The following is a 14,443-nucleotide window of genomic DNA, read 5'->3' on the forward strand; positions in this document are numbered from 1 at the left end:
TATCACGCAACTCTCCGCACACACCGCTCCTCCTCCGGAACAGTGGCCGCATGAGCCTCAAGACCGACGGCAAGGCCCCGGGACCCGTCCGTTTCTACCTGCTCTGCGACCGCCCCGGCTGCGAGGCCCGCGCGGTCTTCGAGCTGGTCATCGCACAGCCGCCGCCGGACAAGGAGGAGGACATCTTCGGCCACATCCTGCACGAGGCGGAGTACGCGTACGACCACATCGTCGGCCTGGGCTGGAGCTTCACCACGGGCGGCGAGGGCTACTGGTGCCCCCGCTGCTGCGGCCGGCGCAGCGGCCCCGCGCCCGTGACGGTCGTCCGCGAGAGCAGACCCCGCATCCAGCGCTCCCGCAGACGCCGGCCGAGATGAGGGCGGGAGGCGTTAGGTTGGGCGGGTGCGATTGAGAGTGGAGTTCACGACCGAGCCCTTCGACCTCGACGAGGCGCCCGCGCACGCCCTGGCGGCCCGCGAGGTGCTGGCCGCGGCCGAGCTGGACGCGGTCGACGTCGGCCCGTTCGGGAACACCGCGGAGGGCGGCGCCGAGGCGGTGCTCGCCGCCGTGGACGCGGTGCTGCGCGACGCCCTCCAGGCCGGCGCCAACCGGATCTCGCTCCAGGTCAGCGTGGTCGGGGAGGGCGAGTGAGCGACGCGGAGGAGTCCTTCGTCGCCGCCGTGCGCCCCCTCGTCGACGCCATCGGCGGCGAACTGCTCCCGGCCGCCGAGGCGGGGCCCGACGACGTCGTCCTGCGCTGGGCCGGCGCCGAGGCCGTCGCCGTACGGCTGCCGCAGCTCGCCGACTCGCTCGATCACATCCTGGCCGCGCTGGAGCGGAAGTTCGGCAAGCCCCTCGCCGAGCTGGACCGCAAGACGAAACAGCAGGTCGTGCGGTCGCTGGAGGCACGCGGCGCGTTCGCCGTGCGGCACGGGGTGGAGACGGTCGCGAGCGCCCTCGGGGTGAGCCGCTTCACCGTCTACAACTACCTGAACCGGGAGAAAGGTACCGGAGGGGTCGCGCCGTAACCCAGATTTTTCAACAAACTGTTGACGGCGTACGAGGTGAAGGCGTTAGCTGACGGCGTCCCCTTCCGTACGACGGCCCTCGCGGCCACGGAGGCACTTCGTGACGCCCCTGCCCCCGCCGCCGGGCCTGACCCGGTTCAACACGCTCGCCGTCCCCGCGGCCCGCGCCGCCCTCCACGACGTCTGCGCGGCCCCCACCTGGGCCGACCACCTCCTGGCGGCCCGCCCGTACACCACCCCCGAGGAGCTGTACGACGCCGGCGACGCCGCCACCGACGCGCTGACCCCGGCCGGTCTGGACGCGGCGATGGCCGGGCACCCTCAGATAGGGCGCCCCCGGCCGGGCGACCCGGTCTCGGCCCGCGAGCAGCGCGGGATGGCGGGCGCGTCGGAGGAGCTGAGGGCGGAGATGCTCGAACTCAACCTGGCCTACCAGGAGAAGTTCGGCCATGTCTTCCTGATCTGCGCGACCGGGCGGACCGGCGAGCAGATGCGGGACGCCGCGCGGGAGCGGATCGGGAACACGCCGGAGCGGGAACGCGCGGTCGTACGCGCCGAACTCGGCAAGATCAATCGCATTCGGCTGGCTCGGCTTCTTGAGGGTGATCCTGTATGAGCGGCAGTACATCTCGTGAAGGCGTGAGCGTCTCCAGTGGAGGCGTGAGTGTCTCCACGCACATCCTGGACACCTCCGTGGGCCGGCCCGCTGCGGGTGTCTCCGTCCGCCTCGCGGTGCGGCCCGGCGCGGACGCGGAGTGGCTGCCCTTCGGGGAGTCGGTGACCGACGCCGACGGCCGCTGCAAGGACTTCCCCCCGCTGCCGGAGTCGGCGGCCCAGGCGCGGCTCGTCTTCGAGGTGGACCCCTATCTGGAAGCGGCGTTCTTCCCCGAGGTGACGGTCGCCTTCGCCGTCGTACCGGGTGAGCGCTACCACGTACCCCTCCTGCTGAACCCGTTCGGCTACTCCGTCTACCGAGGGAGCTAGGACCGCCATGACGCGTGCTCTGCTGGGCCAGAACCAGTACGGCAAGGCCGAGACCCGAGTCGTCCGCATCGTCCGCGACGGCACCACCCATCACATCAAGGACCTCAACGTCTCCGTCTCGCTGAGCGGCGACATGGCCGAGGTGCACTACTCCGGCTCGAACGCGAACGTGCTGCCCACGGACACCACCAAGAACACGGTGTACGCGTTCGCCAAGGAGCACGGCATCGAGTCCGCCGAGCAGTTCGGCATCCACCTCGCCCGCCACTTCGTCACCTCCCAGGAGACGATCCACCGCGCCCGCATCCGCATCGAGGAGTACACCTGGGAGCGGATCGACAGCGCGGGCGAGGGCGAGCACTCCTTCGTCCGCAAGGGCCAGGAGACCCGCCTGACCCAGGTCACCTTCGACGGCACCGAGTGGGAAGTGGTCTCGGGCCTGAAGGACCTGACGGTCCTGAACTCGACCAACTCCGAGTTCTGGGGCTACCTCAAGGATCAGTACACGACCCTGCCCGAGGCGTACGACCGCATCCTCGCCACCGACGTCACCGCCCGCTGGCGCTTCAACTGGACCGGCGACACAGGCGAGTTGCCGGACTGGCAGGAGTCGTACGAGGAGACGAGGCGGCACATCCTCCAGGCGTTCGCGCAGACGTACTCGCTGTCGCTCCAGCAGACGCTGTACGCGATGGGCGCGCGGGTCGTCGAACACCGGCCGGAGATCGACGAGATCCGCTTCTCGCTGCCCAACAAGCACCATTTCCTGGTCGATCTGAAGCCGTTCGGGCTCAAGAACGACAACGAGGTGTACTTCGCCGCCGACCGGCCCTACGGGCTGATCGAGGCGACCGTGCTGCGTGAGGGGCGCGAGGCGCGCATCCCGGCGGACCTCACGAATCTCTGACCTGTTTCTTCCGAGAGGGGACGAACGATGGCTCAGCGCATCGTCATCGAGAACGCGGCGATCGCGACCGTCGACGCCCAGGACACCGAGCACGCGAGCGGACACCTCGTGCTGCACGGCAACCGCATCGAGTCCGTCGGCGCGGGCCCGGCGCCCCAGGGCCTCGCGGACGTCGCCCGCCGCATCGACGCGGCCGGCCATCTCGTCACCCCCGGCCTGGTCAACACCCATCACCACTTCTACCAGTGGATCACCCGGGGCCTGGCCACCGACCACAACCTCTTCGACTGGCTGGTCGCGCTCTACCCGACCTGGGCGCGCATCGACGAGCCGATGGTCCGCGCGGCGGCCGAGGGGTCCCTGGCGATGATGGCCCGCGGCGGCGTGACGACCGCGATGGACCACCACTACGTCTTCCCGCGCGGCTCCGGCGACCTCTCCGGCGCGATCATCGACGCCGCCCGCACCATGGGCGTCCGCTTCACCCTCGCCCGCGGCTCCATGGACCGCGGCGAGTCGGCCGGCGGCCTGCCGCCGGACTTCGCGGTCGAGACGCTCGACGGCGCGCTGGCGGCGACCGAGGAGACGGTACGACGCCATCACGACGGTTCCTTCGACTCGATGACGCAGATCGCCGTGGCCCCCTGCTCGCCCTTCTCGGTCTCCATCGAACTGATGCGGCAGGGAGCCGAGTTGGCCCGCCGGCTCGGCGTGCGCCTGCACACCCACGGCTCGGAGACGGTCGAGGAGGAGAAGTTCTGCCACGAGCTGTTCGGCATGGGGCCCACCGACTACTTCGAGTCCACCGGCTGGCTCGGCGAGGACGTCTGGATGGCCCACTGCGTCCACATGAACGACTCCGACATCGCGGCGTTCGCCCGTACGCGGACGGGGGTGGCGCACTGTCCCTCGTCCAACGCGCGCCTGGCGGCGGGCATCGCGCGGGTCCCCGACATGCTCGCGGCGGGCGTCCCGGTGGGCCTGGGGGTCGACGGCACCGCGTCGAACGAGTCCGGCGAACTCCACACGGAACTGCGCAACGCCCTCCTGATCAACCGCCTCGGCGCCCACAAGGAACGCGCCCTGAACGCCCGCCAGGCCCTGCGCCTCGGCACCTACGGCGGCGCCCAAGTCCTGGGCCGGGCCCGCGAGATCGGCTCCCTGGAGCCCGGCAAGCTGGCGGACCTGGTCCTGTGGCGCATGGACACCCTGGCCCACGCGTCGATCGCGGACCCGGTGACGGCCCTGGTCTTCGGAGCGGCGGCTCCGGTGACGGCGTCCTTCGTGAACGGGCGGCAGATCGTGGAGGGGGGGCGGTTGTTGACTGTGGATGAGGAGGCGATCGCTCGGAGGACTCGGGGGGAGGCTCGGAGGCTGGCGGGGATCGCTGCGGGGTGAAGGGGTGGGGGTGATGGGGGAGGGGGTGGAGGGGAGGGGCACTGTTTGGGCGGGCGCCGGGCTTGTTTGGGCGGGTCCTGTTTGGACGGGCCTTGGCTGGGCGGGCTCTGTCTGGACGGGTCCTGTCTGGACGGGTCCTGTCTGGACGGGTCCTGTCTGAGTGGGCCTTGTTTGGACGGGCCTTGTCTGGGCGGGGGCCGAGAACTCCGTGGCGTCCGCTGGGCGGGGCTGAGCCGGGGCGTCTGCGGGGGTGGGCTGGGCAGGGGCGTCCGCCGGCGGGTTCTTGGGCCACCGCATGCCATGCGGGTTCACTTCGGTCAGCGGCATGCCCCGTTGCTTTACCCCGGCCGGCTGCACTCCGTTCCGCTCGGCTTCGCCAATGTCTGCTGGGGCAGACCGAGTTGCGGCATTCGGCGGAGCCTCCCAGGTCTGCCGCGCGGTATGCCGTTTCGCTCCGGCTCGCTGCGTTCCGTTCCGCTCGGTCACGCCAACGCCCGCCGGGCCAAGCCGAGTTGCGGCACCCCGCAGCGCCTCCCCGATCCACCGCTTCACCTCGGCCCACCCCACCCGCCCTCACCTCCTCCGAGGCGAAGCGAGTAGATACCGTGTCCGGGCGCGGGGGTCCGTATGTTCGCCGGTCTGCCAACCCGCCGCCTCCAGCGCCCCCGCGTACGCCCGCAGGGCGGTGTCGTCCGGGGCGTGTACGGCGACGGCCTCCGGCTGGGGTGTCGCCCGGACGCGGTAGCCGTCGGCGCCGGACGCCCCCGAGGGCCGCTGCCCGGCCGCCTCCAGGGCCAGCGCGGCGGCCCGTACGAGGTGGGTCCGCTCCCAGCCGCAGGGGCGGTCGGTGGCGCCGTCCTGGTTGGTCATGCGGCGCAGCTCCAGGAGACCCTGCCAGGCGCTGTGCACCTCACGTACGCGCGCGGGGCTGTCGGCCGGGGCGGCCTCCTCACCGCCGATCCGCGCGGCGAAACCTCCGGTCTCGGGGGCGGAACTCCTGGCCTCTGGGCTGGAACTCCTGCTTCCCGGGGCGGAGTTGCCGGAGTCCCCGGCTTCCTGGGCGGAGTTCCGGGAGTTGGCGGAGTTTGCGGCGGCGCCTCTTGTTTCCTGGGCGGAGTTCCCGGAGTTCCTGGAGTTCCCGGAGTTCCCGGAGTTCGCGGCGGCGCCCCCTGTTTCCTGGGCGGAGGTCCCTCCAACCGCCGGGGCGCCTCGCGAACCTGCTCCGGCCCTCCCCGCGACACCCCCGCCGCTCCCCGCGACACCCCCGCCCTCCCCGCTCCCTCCGCCCCTCTCCGCACCCCCGCTGCCTCCAGCCCCCGCCCCCGCCCCCGACCCCTCCCGCACCCGATGCCCCGCCGGAGTCAGAAAGTACCCGTGCGGCGGCCGGGGATGCCGGAATGCCAGCCCCAGCCTGACCAGCCCCGTGAGCTGCGCGGGCGTCCCCCGCAGCCGCCCCGTGACCGGCTCGGCGGCATCGATCACGCGCTGCTGCGCGGCACTCGGCGGTCGCGTCACGGCATACCCCTTCCTGGCCCCGGAGAACGGTCCTCCATCTGCCTCCGAGGCTACGACGAGGGTCTGACAACGGCCCGCGACCAGCAGTTACTGCCGGTACCCGCTGAGGAACCTCCCGATCCTCCCGATCGCCGCCTCCAGATCATCCGCGTGCGGCAGCGTGAGAATGCGGAAGTGGTCCGGCGTGGGCCAGTTGAACCCGGTGCCCTGGACGACCTGGATCTTCTCGCGCAGCAGGAGATCGAGGACGAACTTCTCGTCGTCGTGGATGGGATACACCTTGGGATCCATGCGCGGGAACGCGTAGAGGGACCCCTTGGGCTTGACACAAGAGACCCCGGGGATCTCGTTCAGCTTCTCCCAGGCGACATTGCGCTGTTCGTACAGCCGGCCGCCGGGAGCGGTCAGCTCGTGGATGGACTGGCGGCCCCCGAGCGCGGCCTGGATGGCGTACTGCGCGGGCGCGTTGGCGCACAGCCGCATGGAGGCCAGCATGGTGAGGCCCTCGAGGTAACTCTTGGCGTGCTGCCTGGGCCCGGTCACCACCAGCCACCCCGAGCGGAAACCGGCCACACGGTACGTCTTCGAGAGCCCGCAGAAGGTCAGGACGACCAGATCGGGGGCGAGCGCGGCGGCGGAGTGGTGGACGGCGTCGTCGTAGAGGATCTGGTCGTAGATCTCGTCGGCGAAGACCATCAGGCCGTGCCGCCGGGCGAGGTCGAGGATGCCTTCGACGACCTCCTTGGGGTACACCGCGCCCGTGGGGTTGTTCGGGTTGATGATCACGACCGCTTTCGTACGGTCGGTGATCTTCGCCGCCATGTCCGCCAAGTCCGGGTTCCAGTCGGCCTGTTCGTCGCAGCGGTAGTGCACCGCCGTGCCGCCCGCGAGGGTCGTCACGGCCGTCCAGAGCGGGAAGTCCGGCGCGGGGATGAGGATTTCGTCGCCGTCCTCGATCAGCGCCTGCACGGCCATGGAGATCAGCTCGGAGATGCCGTTGCCCAAGTAGACGTCGTCGACGCCGACTTCGAGGCCCAGCTGCTGGTACCGCTGGGCGACCGCGCGGCGGGCCGAGAGGACGCCGCGGGAGTCGGTGTACCCGTGCGCGCGGGGCAGCATCCGGATCATGTCCTGGACGATCTCCTCGGGCGCCTCGAAGCCGAAGAGCGCGGGGTTGCCGGTGTTGAGGCGCAGCACGCTGTGCCCCGCCTCCTCCAGCGCGTCGGCCTGCTCGATCACCGGGCCGCGGATCTCGTAACAGACCTCGCTCAGCTTGTTCGACTGCCGGAACTCCATGCGTCCCTCCGGAAACTTGTGTTGCTTGGTTTTACCAAGTGGGAGCTTGGAAAGTCCAACAACTTGTCTAGACTGCGTCGCATGTCACCTCGCCGAAGCTACGACCAGTACTGTTCCGCCGCCCGGGCGCTCGACACCGTCGGTGACCGCTGGACCCTGCTGATCGTCCGGGAGCTGCTCGCGGGCCCGCGCCGCTACACCGATCTGCACGCCGACCTGCCCGGCGTCAGCACGGACGTGCTCGCCTCCCGGCTGAAGGACATGGAGCGCGACAGCCTCGCGACCCGCCGCAAGCTGCCCCCGCCCGGCGCGGTCTACGTCTACGAACTCACCGCCCGGGGCCGCGAGTTGCTCCCCGTCCTCCAGGCCCTCGGCGCCTGGGGCGAGGCCGAACTCGGCGACCGCCGCCCCACCGACGCCGTCCGCGCCCACTGGTTCGCCCTCCCCCTGCTGCGCGCCCTGGAGGGCGAGGGTCTGGTCCAAGTCCGCCTGGACGAAGGGGAGTTCCATCTGTACGTCGGCCAGGGCGAAGGTCCCGTGTACGGCGACGGGGCCGCCCCCGCCGAACCCGACGCCCGGCTCGCCCTCGACACCGGCACCTGTATCGCCATAGGCCGGGGGGAGTTGAGCCTCCAGGACGCCGTGCGCGCCGGACGCGTCGAGGTGAGCGGTGACGGGGCGATCGCCAAGGGGCTGCGGGAGGCGTGAAAGGGAGGCCTGAAAAAAAGAGGCTCACCGGTCGATCCCGGTGAGCCTCTCTTCAGCACGCGCGCGTCTCCTGATGGACCGTCAATTCATCGGCTCCGTCAGGCTCTTCACGCCTCAGGCGCCCGGCGGCACCCGCGACGGCCGTCCCGTCCCCCGTGTCAGCGCGTACCCGCCGATCCCCGCGAGCGCGGCCAGCATCGCCCCGATCCCGGTCCACACCCAGCGGTCGGACCACCAGCCGGACGCCCAGCCGTCCTCGGGCTCCAGGCTGAACAGCGACGCCTTGGAGTTCTCGTCCTTCGCGTCCGTCCGCGCCTTCGTGACGGCGATGCCCGGCACCAACGGCTCGGCCAGCGAACCGTCCACGGCCGCCTTGCCGCCGATGTCCTTTGAATCCACGCGGAGTTCGGCGCTCACCGGTAGACCGAGGTCGGCCGTCTTCACGCCGACGGCCGTCAGCCGGACGTAATACGTGCCCGGCAGCGGGTCGTTGGACCAGGACTCCGACCAGGACCGCACGGTGCGCAGCACGCAGGCCAGCTCCAGCGAGGACTCCCCGGCCGGCGCGGTGCGGGTCTGGGCGCCGTACTGGCAGGCCTGGCGGCGGCGCAGACCGTCGTACACGTCGACCTGCCAGGTCTGGCCCGTGCTCGCCTGAGGGAGCTTCACCGTCGCTTTGACCGTGGGGCGTTGGCCTGCGTCGGCCGGGAAGGACCAGTACATGTAGTCACCGGTCGAACCGCTCGCCGTGGCCGTGGTGCCCTGGTCCAGCTCGGCCGCCGTGCGGAACGAAGTGCCCGCGGACGTCGGGACCTTGACGGCGTCCGAGGGGCTGGGGGAGGGGGTGGAGTCGGCGGCGGCCGGGGTGGCCGCCAGGCCCAGGGTCAGCAGGGCCGCGCCCAACACTCGTACGATCCGCATCAGTTGGTCCTCCACACCGCGACGCGCCAGCGTGACAGCCAGCCCCACAGCAGACCGGCGAGGAAGCCGACCAGCACCAGCACACCGAGCAGCCACCAGCCGCGGCCGAGGCCGAAGGAGGCGACGTCGCCCGCCTTCGAGGGGGCGTCCACGACGTCCACCGTCAGCTCCAGCGGCAGCCCCGGCGTGGTCTTCACCCCGGCGGCCGGCGTGAAGGAGTTCGTGACCTGGACGCAGACGGTCTCGGCCGGAGCGTCGTCCGCGTCGCTCTCCTCCTTCGGATAGCGAAGTCCCGTCGACAGCACGTCCGTCCGTCCCGTGCCGGAGGCCTCGCCGCGGACGATCTCCCGGCCGCTCTGCGTCACCGCCCGCACCAGCAGACCGTAGTTCGGCAGCACCGTGCGGTCGGCCGCCACGCTCACCGAACTGCGCAGCTCCTGGCCGGGCTTGACCTCGACCTTGTACCAGCGGGCCTGCGCGAACTCCGTACGGTCCGTGTACAGACCGGACTTGAGGACCGGCGCGCTCGCGCAGGACGTGGCGCCCTCGGTGGCCACGGGCGTCACCACGGGCTCGGCCGCGCGGTCCACCAACTGGTTGACCTTGTCGGTGAGTTCGTCGGTGTGCTCCACCGAGGTGTACGTCCCGCCGGTCGCCTCCGCGATACAGCTGAGCTGCTGGCGCATCTTCGTGTTGGGCACCAGGCCCAGCGTGTCGATGGTCAGCCCGATGCCCTTGGCCGCGATCTCGCGGGCCACCTCGCAGGGGTCCAGCGGGGCGCAGGTGTCCTCGCCGTCGCTGATCAGCACGATCCGCTTCGAACCGGTGCCGCCCTCGAGGTCGCCGGCCGCCGCGAGCAGCGCCGGGCCGATCGGCGTCCAGCCGGTCGGGGAGAGCGTCGCCACCGCCGACTTCGCCTCGGTGCGGTCCAGCGGTCCGACCTTGTACAGCTGCGAGGTGTCCTTGCAGCCCGTTTTCTGGTCGTCGCCGGGGTAGTTGGCGCCGAGCGTGCGGATGCCGAGCAGGACGGTCTCAGGGGTCGCGTCGAGGACTTCGTTGAACGCCTGCTTGGCCGCGGCCATGCGTGTCCCGCCGTCGATGTCCTTCGTCCGCATGGAGCCGCTGACGTCGAGCACGAGGTCGACCTTGGGCGAGAGGGCGGTGGTCTCGTCGGCCACCGCCCCGGCCGGGAACGCGAGCCCGGCCGCGAGCGAGGCGAGCAGGGCACACACCCCCACCGCCAGCCGTTGTGTTCTGATCATCGCCGGATCTTATTGACCGGGAGCGCTCCGCTTCAAAACGAGGCGCGGACATGGACCTTGGCGGGGACGCGGAGCGGGCCTCCGGGGAACACCCCGGTGAACACGGTCAGTTCCGCAACGGGCTGGGCAGCAGCGCCCATTGGTCCCCGCGCACGCCGGGCGACAGCCGCATCAGCGTCAACGCCTTGGTGGGCAGCGGCTGTTCACGCAGGGCCGTGAGATCGGAGGTCGCCGGCAGCCCCGGCACCGCCGCCTCCAGCGCCCCCGCAAGTGCCGTACGGGAGCCCGCCGTCGACCCGAGCGCGCCCGCGACCAGCGAGCCGAACAGCTTGCTGCGCAGGGCCGTCACGTCGTCCGTGAGGATGCGCTCGGGCAGTCCGGGCAGCGCGATGCCGTGCCGGGCCAGCCGCGCCGGGCTCACCCGGATGTCGGCGAGATCCCGGTAGACCAGCCGCAGCGGGGCCCCCGAATCCGACAGCACCACAAGGAGGTTCTGCCCGTGCGCCTCCAACGCCACCCCCAGATCGAGGAGTTGCAGCCCGACGGTCAGACAGAGCCGGGCGAATTCTCCCAACCAGCCCGGAGTGGCGGGGAGTTGGGTGGTGGCCAGGGCGGCCACCGGTACGACGTGCTCGCCGGGGCCCGCGTACCGGCGGGGCGACTCGCGCCAGACCGCCGCCAGATCCGGGGAGTCGGCCGTCGCCGCCCCCGGCGTCCGCGTGACGTGCAGCAGCCCGCCCGTACGGGCCGCCACCGTCTCCGCGAACTCCGACAGGGCCGCCGAGGCGAGCACCGAACCCACCGAGATGTCCCGCACGGACGACGTCAGCCGGGCGCTCAGCGCGGTCTTGACATGCGGCCCGCCGTCCGGCAGCGCCAGCGTGCGCAGCGACATCAGCGGATGCGCGGTGAGCCCCGCGTCCCCGGACCGCTTCAGCACGTGCCGCGCCTGCCACGGGTGCACCGGGATCAACAGCCGCTCCCCGTCGCGCAGTTCGTCCGGCCACACCCCCGACACCAGGCACTCCGAGACCGGCACCGGCACGAGTGCCAGCCGTACCGCCGCCCGGTGCTCCGGCCCGTACGCCAGCTGCTCGGCCGCCGAGAAACCGGGCCGCGAACGGCAGTTGGGGTGGTACGGGTGCCCGTCGACGACCCGCTGCTCCCACTCCCAGTCCGATTCCGGCCAACTCTCCTCAGGAGCGGCCTGGTTGGCCCGCGACAGCGCCAATGAGGCCGCGCTGTGCGCCAGTTCGGCCGCGAACACCGCCCCGTGCGGCACCCCGAGGTCCGTGACCAGGCGCGCGGGGTCGTCGTACGCGACATGCTCCAGCTCGACGGCGGTGACGTACGCGGCGGTCGCGAACGGGTCCGGGAGCGGGCCGTGCAGGCGGCGGCCGTCGGCGAGGCGGAGCGTCGTACCGGCGGGGGTGTGCTCGCGGGACGTGATCCAGGGCAGCGGCTCGTGGGCCAGGGCGCGCCACAGGCGGGTCAGGACGGCGGCACGGGCGCCGGGCAGGGCGGCCGTGTACCGGGGGCCGAGATCCGGCCGGTGGACGGCCAGTTCGGCCGCGAGCTCGGCCTCGGCGGTGGGGGGACGGTGCACGGACGGGCTCCTTGGGACGAGGCTTCGCCGGGGGACAGCGGACGATACGGACGGAAAGCGTACGGAGAGTGTCATGGCAGGCTGTGCCCGTGGCGATACTGATCGCCCCTGCCCGCACGGACCGTAGAGAACGAGTGAACCGCGTGCCCATCGACCCCCCGTCCGCCGACGCCTACGCCGCCGCGCCGCTGCTCAACTGCCTGCTGCGGGAGGTCGCGCGGCCCACGGAACAGCCGGGCGTCCACCGGCTGCCCAGCGGCCGGCTGCTGCGGGTGCGCGGCACCCGCAGGCCCGCGGACCCGGAGCTGGTCGGGCCCGCGCTCCGGCTCGGCCACGGCGAGCTGGTCAAGCTCGTCGCCGAGGAACTGCGGCTGCACACCGGGGTCGACAACCCGGACCTGCCCGCCGAGATGCTCGACAGCCGGGAGGCGGTCGCGGCGATCCTGCACGCACGCGCGCGCGGGGGCGCGCCCGACGACCTGTACCTGCGCTCTGAGCAGTCCCTGATCACCGGCCACCCCTACCATCCGGCCCCCAAGGCGCGCGGCGGCGGCCCGGCGGCGCGCTGGCTGCCGTACGCGCCCGAGGCGTACGCCCGCTTCCCGCTGACGCTCCTGGGGCTGCGCGAGGACCAGATGGCCGAGGAGGGCGACACGACGGCCCTGGACGCCCTCGGCGAGGCACCGCGCGGTTACCGCCTCCTGCCCGCACACCCCTGGCAGCTGGAACTGGCCGCCGACGCACTGCGGGAGCCGTTCGCCGACGGCCGCCTGATCCGCCTCGGCGAGACGACGCCGGACACCTGGCCGACGGCCGCGATCCGCACGGTGTACGACCCCGCGCGCGACCTGTTCCTCAAGTTCAGCCTGGACGTCCGCATCACCAACGACATCCGCCGCCTGTGGGCCCACGACCTGCGCAGACTCCGCCGCACCGACGAGGCCGCGACCCGCGCCCTGCCCGGCGCCTGGCTGAGCGACCGCGGCTACCGCACGGCCGCGTTCGCCTTCGAGGAACTGGCCGTGATGGTCCGCGACGGCCTGCACGGCGTGGTCCCGCCCGGGGAGACCCCGCTGCTCGCCGCGGGCCTCACCGAGGGCTTCGACGGCAGCCCGCTGGCCCGCGCGGCCGACCCGGAGGCCTGGTGGACGGCGTACCTGGCGGCCGTCGTACCGCCCGCCCTCACCGCTTTCGCCGACCACGGCGTCGTCCTCGAAGCACACGCCCAGAACACTCTGGTGACCGTCCGCGCGGACGGCACTCCCGCGCGCGCGTTGTTCCGCGACGCCGAGGGCGTGAAGCTCCTCGCCGACGTCGGGCGGACCGCCGGCTGGGAACGGCTCGTGTACACGCTTGTCGTCAACCACCTCGCCGAGATCGCGGGCGCGCTCGCCGCACACCACCCCGGTTACGGCCCCTGGGCGGCCGTACGGCGCGAGTTCGCCCGCCACGGGCTCCCGGAGGCCATGGACCTGCTGACGGCGCCCACAGTGCCCGGCAAGACGAATCTGCTGCTGCGCTGGACCGGCGCGGACGGCGCGGACGCCCGCTACCTGCCGCTGCCCAACCCGCTGGCCGCCTCCTGACCTGGCTTAGGCTGGCCCGTGTGCTGCGCGAAGTGACTGCCGTCCGATACGTGACCCCGCTGAGGTCGGGCGGTTCCGTGCCCGGGGTCGTCGAGGCCGACGACCTGGGCACGTACGTCGTCAAGTTCACCGGCTCCGCGCAGGGGCGCAAGGCACTGGTCGCCGAGGTGATCGTCGGTGAACTCGCGCGGGCGCTGGGGCTGCGCTTCCCCGAACTCGTCCTGGTCGGCTTCGACCCCGTGATCGCCGCCGACGAGCCGCACCAGGAGGTGCGCGAACTGCACGCGGCGAGCGCCGGGATCAACCTCGGGATGGACTATCTGCCGGGCGCGGCCGACTTCACCCCGGAGGTCGCCAAGACGTTCCCCGTCGGCCCTCTGGAGGCCGGCCGCGTCGTCTGGCTGGACGCGCTCACCGTCAATGTTGACCGCACCGTCCACAGTTCCAACTTGATGGTCTGGCCCACCCTGGGAACTGTTGATCCGCATCTATGGTTGATCGACCATGGCGCCGCCCTGGTCTTCCACCACCGCTGGGACGCCTCCGAGCCCGCCAAGCGGTACGACTTCCGCCACCACGCCCTCGGCCACTACGGACCCGACGTGCGCGCCGCCGACGCCGAACTCGCGCCCAAGGTCACCGAAGAGCTGCTCCGCGCGGTCGTCGCCGAAGTCCCGGACGCCTGGCTGACCGAGGACTTCGCCACCCCGGACGCGGCCCGGGAGGCGTACGTGGCGTACCTCCACGCGCGTGTGGAGGCCTCGCAGCAGTGGCTGCCCACCGATTTCCCCAGCCGCGCGGAGCTGGCCGCCGAAGAGGCGCTGCGCACCGCGCGGAGTCAGCAAGGTCGTCCCGCGTGGCTCAAGCAGGTACCTGATCTGCATGGCAAGCCCGCGGCTGAGCAGGATTGGTCGGTGCATCTCGGGTGAGTGGCCGTGTCGAGATCGAGTACTGCACACAGTGCCGCTGGCTGCCGCGCGCGGCGTGGCTCGCGCAGGAGCTGCTGACCACGTTCGAGGCGGAGCTGACCGAGCTGGCGCTGAAGCCGGGCACGGGCGGGGTGTTCGTGGTGCGGGTCGACGGTGAGGTCGTATGGGACCGGCGCGAGCAGGGGTTCCCCGAGCCGACGGCCGTGAAGAGGGTCGTACGCGACCGAGTGGCCCCGGGGAAGTCCCTGGGCCACTCGGAGAAGTGACGGAGCGTTGGGGCGGCTCTTGGTGAGCGGCGGCCCT

The 14,443-nt window shown here is 71.9% G+C and carries 15 protein-coding genes and 2 pseudogenes; 11 read left to right on the forward strand and 6 right to left on the reverse strand.

All coding sequences use genetic code 11. From position 1 onward, the window contains the following. The first annotated feature begins 50 nt into the window (after positions 1–50). The 7 genes from ACYUD3_RS02375 to ACYUD3_RS02405 all read left to right on the forward strand — a co-directional run bounded on the left by ACYUD3_RS02375 (position 51) and on the right by ACYUD3_RS02405 (position 4,317). Positions 51–377, forward strand: coding sequence for a hypothetical protein (locus tag ACYUD3_RS02375; RefSeq protein WP_470962650.1), 327 nt, complete (start codon positions 51–53; stop codon positions 375–377). Between the two features lie 25 nt (positions 378–402). Further along, positions 403–651 carry a hypothetical protein gene (locus ACYUD3_RS02380; RefSeq protein ID WP_470962654.1) on the forward strand — a complete coding sequence of 83 codons (249 nt, stop codon included), beginning with the start codon at positions 403–405 and terminating at the stop codon, positions 649–651. Then, the gene (locus tag ACYUD3_RS02385; RefSeq protein ID WP_470962657.1) at positions 648–1,028 is read left to right on the forward strand and encodes a helix-turn-helix domain-containing protein; all 381 of its coding nucleotides are present in this window, start codon (positions 648–650) and stop codon (positions 1,026–1,028) included. Before ACYUD3_RS02380 ends, ACYUD3_RS02385 begins: the two co-directional genes overlap by 4 nt. Positions 1,029–1,128: 100 nt before the next feature. Further along, entirely contained in the window at positions 1,129–1,644 is a 516-nt protein-coding gene (gene uraD, locus ACYUD3_RS02390) for a 2-oxo-4-hydroxy-4-carboxy-5-ureidoimidazoline decarboxylase (RefSeq protein ID WP_470962660.1), read from the forward strand. After that, positions 1,641–2,012, forward strand: a complete 372-nt coding sequence (gene uraH / locus ACYUD3_RS02395) for a hydroxyisourate hydrolase (protein ID WP_470962664.1) — start codon at positions 1,641–1,643, stop codon at positions 2,010–2,012. Before uraD ends, uraH begins: the two co-directional genes overlap by 4 nt. Positions 2,013–2,019: 7 nt before the next feature. After that, positions 2,020–2,919, forward strand: coding sequence for a factor-independent urate hydroxylase (gene pucL / locus ACYUD3_RS02400; RefSeq protein WP_470962667.1), 900 nt, complete (start codon positions 2,020–2,022; stop codon positions 2,917–2,919). A 27-nt stretch (positions 2,920–2,946) separates the two neighbouring features. Beyond that, positions 2,947–4,317 carry an 8-oxoguanine deaminase gene (locus ACYUD3_RS02405; protein ID WP_470962670.1) on the forward strand — a complete coding sequence of 457 codons (1,371 nt, stop codon included), beginning with the start codon at positions 2,947–2,949 and terminating at the stop codon, positions 4,315–4,317. Between the two features lie 573 nt (positions 4,318–4,890). On the opposite strand, the pseudogene ACYUD3_RS02410 reads toward ACYUD3_RS02405, so the two are convergent. The 3 genes and pseudogenes from ACYUD3_RS02410 to ACYUD3_RS02420 form a co-directional block, all read right to left on the reverse strand. After that, positions 4,891–5,307 (reverse strand): annotated as a pseudogene (locus ACYUD3_RS02410) (hypothetical protein); the annotation flags it as partial. 342 nt (positions 5,308–5,649) lie between these two features. Further along, positions 5,650–5,832 (reverse strand): annotated as a pseudogene (locus ACYUD3_RS02415) (hypothetical protein); the annotation flags it as partial. An 87-nt stretch (positions 5,833–5,919) separates the two neighbouring features. Continuing rightward, on the reverse strand, positions 5,920–7,128 hold the full coding sequence (locus ACYUD3_RS02420) for a pyridoxal phosphate-dependent aminotransferase (protein WP_470962673.1): 1,209 nt from the start codon (positions 7,126–7,128) through the stop codon (positions 5,920–5,922). Positions 7,129–7,209: 81 nt separating this feature from the next. On the opposite strand from ACYUD3_RS02420, the gene ACYUD3_RS02425 reads away from it, so the two are divergent. Next, positions 7,210–7,836: a winged helix-turn-helix transcriptional regulator gene (locus ACYUD3_RS02425; RefSeq protein WP_470962676.1), complete on the forward strand. Its 627-nt coding sequence runs from the start codon at positions 7,210–7,212 to the stop codon at positions 7,834–7,836. 114 nt (positions 7,837–7,950) lie between these two features. Here ACYUD3_RS02425 and ACYUD3_RS02430 read toward each other — a convergent pair whose 3' ends face one another. From ACYUD3_RS02430 to ACYUD3_RS02440, 3 genes are all read right to left on the reverse strand, one after another. Continuing rightward, complete coding sequence (locus ACYUD3_RS02430; RefSeq protein WP_470962679.1) at positions 7,951–8,757, reverse strand: hypothetical protein; 807 nt, start codon at positions 8,755–8,757, stop codon at positions 7,951–7,953. Further along, positions 8,757–10,019 carry a VWA domain-containing protein gene (locus ACYUD3_RS02435; protein ID WP_470962682.1) on the reverse strand — a complete coding sequence of 421 codons (1,263 nt, stop codon included), beginning with the start codon at positions 10,017–10,019 and terminating at the stop codon, positions 8,757–8,759. Before ACYUD3_RS02435 ends, ACYUD3_RS02430 begins: the two co-directional genes overlap by 1 nt. A 106-nt stretch (positions 10,020–10,125) precedes the next feature. Beyond that, a complete protein-coding gene (locus tag ACYUD3_RS02440; protein ID WP_470962685.1) occupies positions 10,126–11,625 on the reverse strand; it encodes an IucA/IucC family protein in 1,500 nt (499 codons plus the stop codon). 134 nt (positions 11,626–11,759) lie between these two features. Here ACYUD3_RS02440 and ACYUD3_RS02445 point away from each other — a divergent pair, with 134 nt between their 5' ends. From ACYUD3_RS02445 to ACYUD3_RS02455, 3 genes are read left to right on the forward strand one after another with little or no spacing between them, the layout of a single operon-like run. Further along, complete coding sequence (locus ACYUD3_RS02445; RefSeq protein WP_470962688.1) at positions 11,760–13,211, forward strand: IucA/IucC family protein; 1,452 nt, start codon at positions 11,760–11,762, stop codon at positions 13,209–13,211. A gap of 20 nt (positions 13,212–13,231) precedes the next feature. After that, positions 13,232–14,140: a HipA family kinase gene (locus ACYUD3_RS02450; RefSeq protein ID WP_470962691.1), complete on the forward strand. Its 909-nt coding sequence runs from the start codon at positions 13,232–13,234 to the stop codon at positions 14,138–14,140. Continuing rightward, the gene (locus ACYUD3_RS02455) at positions 14,137–14,406 is read left to right on the forward strand and encodes an Rdx family protein (RefSeq protein WP_470962694.1); all 270 of its coding nucleotides are present in this window, start codon (positions 14,137–14,139) and stop codon (positions 14,404–14,406) included. The genes ACYUD3_RS02450 and ACYUD3_RS02455 overlap by 4 nt, the downstream gene beginning before the upstream one ends. The last annotated feature ends 37 nt before the right edge of the window (positions 14,407–14,443 follow it).

This window comes from Streptomyces sp. AMJ-169 (assembly GCF_055597585.1).